The 6,806-nt window shown below is 48.1% G+C and carries 1 protein-coding gene and 1 pseudogene; both read right to left on the bottom strand.

Going from position 1 to position 6,806, the window contains the following annotated elements; genetic code table 11:
* Nucleotides 1-315: 315 nt before the first annotated feature.
* Nucleotides 316-516, bottom strand: coding sequence for a TasA family protein (locus FYJ39_RS19990; RefSeq protein ID WP_154474071.1), 201 nt, complete (start codon nucleotides 514-516; stop codon nucleotides 316-318).
* A 555-nt stretch (nucleotides 517-1,071) separates the two neighbouring features.
* A pseudogene (locus tag FYJ39_RS20640) lies at nucleotides 1,072-6,806 on the bottom strand (zinc ribbon domain-containing protein); the annotation flags it as partial.

The following is a 6,806-nucleotide window of genomic DNA, read 5'->3' on the forward strand; positions in this document are numbered from 1 at the left end:
GTTTTTCATGAGTATATGGTATCACATTTGTAGATGATAGTCAAATTTATATCTACAATTAAAGAGGGCGCGGGCTATCATCCTCACGGTTGAAACCGTGGGTTTTCCCGCCCGCAATGGGTTATAAATGCATCGGTGTTAAAGCCATCCTGGAACCCCTCGTCCTCGTTACCTCGCTGATAACTGAAGATCTCCTGAAGCGCCGCTTGACCTCTCGTACCATCATTGGCTGCAACAATGATGTTCGCCTTTGGCGCTGTCACCTTAAGGAATACGAGTGCGTCGTTTGTGCCGGTGTTCTCTACATACGGGTCCTTAGCAACCTTCTGATTCGGGAGCATATTTTTTTGCATTATCTACTACATATGCCGGTTCCAAAAGATCGATCTGCACTTTACCGATGGTAAAGGTGTTCTGTGCCACCTCATTGTCGGTCAGGTACGCAACGGTACCTCCTACCGCCAGGGCTCCGATGAGTGCGGAAGCCGCAAGTGTAACCATGAGTCTTTTCTTCATGTTGTTGTGTTTACACCTTCTCTCCTTTCTTAAATTGTTTACAGTGTGTCAGCATTTCTTTGCTGCTGAGTTAATTATGAGAGCGAAATAACAAAAATAGGAAAAACGAACTTTTTTAGGAATCACCCCCGCTCACGCGGGGAATACTTCATCGTGGCAGCAACTTTTCACTGATATAGAGGATCACCCCCGCTTACGCGGGGAAATATATGCCTTCCAGCTGCTTTAGTGCATCATGGGTAGAACCACCCCCGCTCACGCGGGGAAAACCATAACCGCAAGGCTTTGTGTATGATCCAGTAAGGAGCACCCCCGCTCACGCGGGGAAAACACTTAAAAAACCCTGATTTTAAGCCATTTCCATTCTAGCGAAAGCGCATTTTCATTTAACTGCCACAGCGCTCATCTGCCACGCTGCACCAGTATTACGTTCCCATGTGGTTCATTGTCATGCACTCTAATTATGGGCGGAATATTTGGATTTTTGGTAAAAGCCAAGTCTAGCATATGCACGCACGCTAAAACCGCCCAGGATTTCTCCCAGGCGGTCTTTCTTTAGTTGTCGTAGTCGATGTCGTCCATCAGGTTCCCTGTGTATCGCACAGCAGACACCTTCTGGTACATGTCGCCATCCACGTAATACTGTGTCTTGTCCGAGTAGACCTCGTAGGCCACTGGCTTACTGCGTGCGTAGCCGTTCGGAGCCTTTAACTCCAAAAGCACGTACACGCCAGCTCCCACAGGCTGCGGAGTGACGATGTATCCGGTGTTCTGGTTTGCGTAAACCTTGTCGGCCGCATTCTCCTCGCCGGCAACCTTCACATCATTGTTGGTCGTGTAGACTGTCATCTGGCCCGTCCGATTGCCAAGCTGGTCGGTCAGCATGATCTGCTCGCTTTCCACACAGATTGGGGTCCCCTTCGGGACAATGCCAGTACAAATCTCCTTGACTGCCACTCCAGCTGCCGGGATGTCATTTCGCTTCTCAATCGGTGTAATGTCCTTTGCTCCCATCGCCATTAGGAATTCCCTGGTTCCTTCAATTTGGATATCCTGCAGGTAGAACTTGGCATCGCCCGGTTTAAACTGTGCGAGGAACTGCTCTCTCTCCGCAGCATCCTTGATAAGTTTGGAATCTTTTTCAATCTCATCAAAACTCTGGTAGCGGCTTCCTGCATACAGCCCGAAGATTGCATCATCGTGAAGGATGTACTCTCCTGTCTCGGAGTCAGTCTTGTTGACTCTAAGGAACGTAGTATAGAATCCGTCCCGTTCATTAACATCTGCATATCCGGAGAAATTTTTGGAGTCGTAGGTATGAATGTCCGCTGGTGCGGTTACGGTCCACGGTACCAGCATTGAAGCATACTTGTCTTTGTAGGCAGTCAGCTCGCCGGTCATAGATACCACATCATCCTTCCACTGCATGCCGGAGACATTATTGTCATCAGTAGAGCCGCCTTTAAACATCACATCATCAGCGCTCCCTTTATCCTCGGATACGCTGGCGTAGAAGTAACGGTTCTCAATGGCGGTGCCGTTGTAGCTGCTGCCATTTGCTGTATCGGCGCCATTGGTCTTTTCCGCTCCGTCATAGCCTGCCCCATCGTTTCCTCCGTCTTCGGCTGGAGTTTTCTCCGCTCCATCTTTGCCGCGGTGCTCGGTGTTGTAGGTGTCTTTGAGGGGATCAAATTCCTCCTGGGCTTCGTTCCAGCCAGCATAGCTGAATGTACCGTTTGCTGTTGTGATTCCGCCCTGATGACGGTTTTCCATGCGGTTGAGCAGGTCAACATCCAGTCCGTATTTGTAAACTTCAAAGTCTCCATCATAACCATGTGCCCGGATTACATACTGCCGTTCATCCTGGCCAGCATTTGAAGCGACATCAGACCACTCCTCTCCGAAGCGGATCAGGTAGTTGTCGGTCTTTGCCTGTTCTTCGGATGTCTGTGCTGGATCGTAATTGTAATGTGGATCATAGTTATCGGTTGTGTCATTGCTTTCTGCCGCATCATAGAGACTTGGCAGGATTACTTCCTTGGGCTTTTCAATGGTGTAGCTGCGGTTGTTCCAGTCGTTTACGGCATCATCCCTGCGCATCGGCTGCTGTTCCACGATGACATACACGCCATAAGGCAGGTAGGAAGATACATTATAGACTTCTGCATCATCATCCAGATCAACAGACAGTGTCGTGTAGTCTTTATCGGTTCCGCCGTTTGCTGCACTATCCCATTCCACACTGTAAATTGTATCCAGGTCATACACATAGAACGGCTTTAAGTAGTTGTAGGATTTTGCAATCGCATGGAACAGAGCCTCATCGTAAACTGCTTCGTCATACTGGAGTGTGCCATCTTCGGCTTTGGCGATGTTCTCCCCTACACCATTGTCTTTCATCAGCTTGGCAGTCTCCTGCTCTAAATACCACTTGGTAGCGAATTGTCTAACAGCATCGGATGCCTCGGCATTGGCTTTTGCAAAGTCGGAGGTGCTCATGGAAATCTCGGTATTCTCGCCGTTATGCTCTGCCGGGTACTTCTCATAATCTGTCCGGTCGCCGAACACATTTCCCCGGATCCAACGGAACGGTTTGAAGGAGGTATCCTTATCTCCGCCGGCTGTATTGTCTTTGTCGGCATTATCGGTGTTTTCCAGAGTGTGGCTCGGATCTGCGTCGTCACGCTGGTACTTCTCGTAAAAGGTTTCAAACCAGTGCTGGCCCGGATAGTTCTTCATGGAGTTTCCGGTGAAAGTGGAATGCATGTCGTCATCCCAGATGTCTAGGTTACCTGCATGGATGGCATCAAAGAACTTTTCGTAGTTGTACATCTCCACTTCACGAGTGGCTCCCGCTCCGTCTTCCATGGTCTTCTTTGTGGTTTCCAGAAGGCGGATGTATTCGGTATTCGGTTTATCATTGAGTCGGTCGGATTTTGCCACATCCTCATTGGTTCCAGCATAGCTGTAAAGGGAGTCACTGCCGCGGATGGCAAGACCTGAAGCCTCTCCATTATTGCCGGCGCCGTCCACTCTTTCGGAAGTAGAATAGCTTTCTTTCTCCGCAACCTCATCAGTCTGGTCACTTTGCGGTGTTAAATAGGTGGACCAGACATTATTGGCCCGATGAGAAGTAGTATCGGAATCAGTGTTGTGTTCTACTTTGGTGTATATCTTCTGCACATTGGAAGACTGCAGGCTGCCATCATCGGATACTTTATCTTTCTCCGGCCAGTCAACGGTTTTGCCGTTGTAGGCGTCAGTGTACTTCCAGGTGAAGGTATCGTAGTTGCCGTTCCCGTTGGTGTCCTGATACTGGGGTGTCATCACGTTTCCGTTCCGGTCCATCCAGACGATCTCGCCGTCCGGATTGCGGTAAAGCCGCTCCAGGTTGGATTTTAAGTATGCCTTAAAGCGGAATTCCGGCACGTCCTTGGCGGACTGGTCTTTGACACCGCCGCCTAACAGCTGGGTCAGCCAGTCCAGGATCCCTTCGTCTGAGCCGTCCGCCTTCCGGTTTTCGGAGTGTACGGCCGAGTAGGTGTCATGGGCGTAGCGCACCGTCTTTGTCTCCTCGCTGGTACGCTTCGTACTGCAGTAGCCGCAGGAAGCCGTGCCGTCGGCGTTTTCATAGCCGCAGTTTCCGCAGTACCAGACTACTTTCGGGTTTGGAAGAGTCTGGATGTCCTTGGAGATTTTGATCTTCTGACGGATGGGGCGTTCCTGAACCTTGGTCGGATTGGTTATGGTACCAGCGTCCTGCATAACGATGGAGGATCCTGGGTAACCCAGCTGTACATCTTCAATGTAGCTGCCAGCCGTTTGAGGAGCGATATAATATCCAAGGACAGCGTTATTTTTTGCAAATGCTGCATTTACGATACCATTTGTGGTTTCTTCATTGTAACGGATGCGTACAAGATATTTTCCTGCTCCATCAAAATGTACGGCATAGGTATTTGTAGCTGGATTCCAAACAACATGGTCCGCAGGAATTGCTGTTTCTTCTTCCTCAATCTTTGTTACCATCTGAGTAACGGTTTCTTCTACCATTTTGGTAATGGTTGCCGGATCTCCGTTGCTTTCGTATTTCTGTTCGCCTTCCGCATATGCCCACCAGGTCTTTCCGACTGTGTCTGCATATGTGATCTGGGACAGATCCTCGTAACGGGAAATGTTTGCTTTACTTGGTTTCTGGTTATTGATGACAAATCCGGTATTGTTGTGTGGCAGCTGTGTTGCGTCATACTGTGCGTACAGATAACCATTTCCACCATCCATGGATACTTCTTTCTTTACGAAAACAATCTGGTTTTTGAAGTCGTATACACTTTCTGGAGTGTCTGCAAGGGAATACTGAACAACATAATAACCATTCTGTTCTCCGACAATACGCATCTGGTGGAAGACTGTGTATTCTGCCAGCATGCTGGTCATGTTATTAAAGGATTCCTGTTCACTGCTTCCGATGGGTACTAATACCCATGGTGCTGCAGGATCCGGCTGTCCAAATGCTGCTTTTTTTAGAGCTGCATTGTATTTTTCAGTAAACGTGTTTCCGCTGGCATTATTGAAATCGTCCGCTTTCGGAAGGGCGTATGCAACGGAACTTTTGGGCACATACAGTTTATCTCCACTGTCTGTGATGGTGTTCTGAACGGTCATCGTTTTTCCGTTTGGCAGTGTGATGACATCGCCGGCCTGCGCTTCTACACGTTCTCCGTTAATCAATACTGGCTGATCCACTTGTCCCATCACCGGAAATTTTTTTTCTACCCACTGTTTTACTTCTTCTTCCTTTTCTACTTTTGTCTGTTTCACTGTGTAGAACTGTGCAAGATTCTGATTCTGTGTCAAATTTTTGAAGGAAACATCAAAACCATTGACTGTATCCTGTCCGGTGATCATGATGTCATTGTAAGAAGTAATCTTACCATTGTCCCGCTGCTTTTCAATTAAACTTATCTTTCCAATTGATACAGTGCCTTCCACAGAAACTTCTCCACCGTTGGCAAAAGCTTCCTTATTGGTGTTGAGCATATCTTTTCCATAGACAGACAGCTCATATCCTTCGGATCTGGAAAGTTCTTTAATATAGTAGTTTGCCGGATTTTTGCCGGATACGATTAACGGCCGTCCGATCCAACAGTTACCGTTGTTATCCTCATTGTTGGAAATCGGGTAGGTTGTTCCATCATCCTGTCCTTCTCCTTTATTCAATCCCTGGTTACTGGAATGCTTATGGTAATGTTCGTCCGTATGGTCATTACCGCCAGGCTCAGAGTCGGTCAGCGTGACTTCTGAGGAACCGTCTGCGTCCCAGCCAACGAATTTCTCGTTGTCCTGTACTGCAGCGTCCGCTTTACCCTGTTCGGCATGCAGATTTCCAGGTCCATCCCAGGCATCGGTTCGCTTTACGATTTTGCCTTGGTCATAATCGTAAGTCATACCAGGTGCTTCCGTAATGGTCATAAAGGATGCGTCACCGTTCCGGTCTGTAGTAGTTACTGCCACCAGATCGCCGGCCTGATATACCACTCCGGTATCCTGATCATTTTCGGTTTTCTGCTCGGAATCCGGATGGATGATGTCTGTCATAGCGAATAAACCGTAAACAGCACCCTCCAGGGTACCATCCCCGTTTTCTGCGGCGTAGGTTTCATCATAATCATCTCCATTCACCAAATCCAGATCCCGCTTGTTGAAGTGGATCTCGCCTTCAGTACGATGATCGTAAATGATGAATGTCCAGCATTCGATATCCCTGTCACCTTGCGTGTGAGGAGTGACATCGGAAGCTTCAAAATTGGTGTTTCCAATATAGGTAACCCCTTCTTTTTTCGGCGGCTGTGAATCTCTTGCTGCCCCGTCTTTTCCTTCTCGGTTTTCTTCGTCATCTTTGTCACCAAAGAATTCTGATACTTTTTCCTTTAATATATGGAAAAACGATTTTTCTTCTTGCTCGACCTCATCTCTTACTGCATCCGATGAGGTAGCATCAGAATCCGTGGCAATTTCTATGCCGTCATCGGTAATCTCCAGATCCGGGATTTCCGAGTCGTCTTTTTCGATCTTGTCTTCTGTGTCGATTGCTTCGTCAGAATCCTTACTTTCTGATTCCGGCTTGGACTCCACTGGTTCTTCATCGGATTCTGATTCGGATGTTTCCTCAGTTTCGGATTCCGGTTCCGTCTTTTCTGTTGATTCCGCTACTTCTTCTTTTTCTTCTTTCGATTCCGCAATGGACTCTTTTGAAGTCGGGAGCTGGGAAGCCGGAGTTTTAGGAAGTA

The sequence above is a fragment of the Clostridium porci genome (assembly GCF_009696375.1).
In the GTDB taxonomy this organism is placed as follows: Bacteria; Bacillota; Clostridia; order Lachnospirales; family Lachnospiraceae; genus Enterocloster; species Enterocloster porci.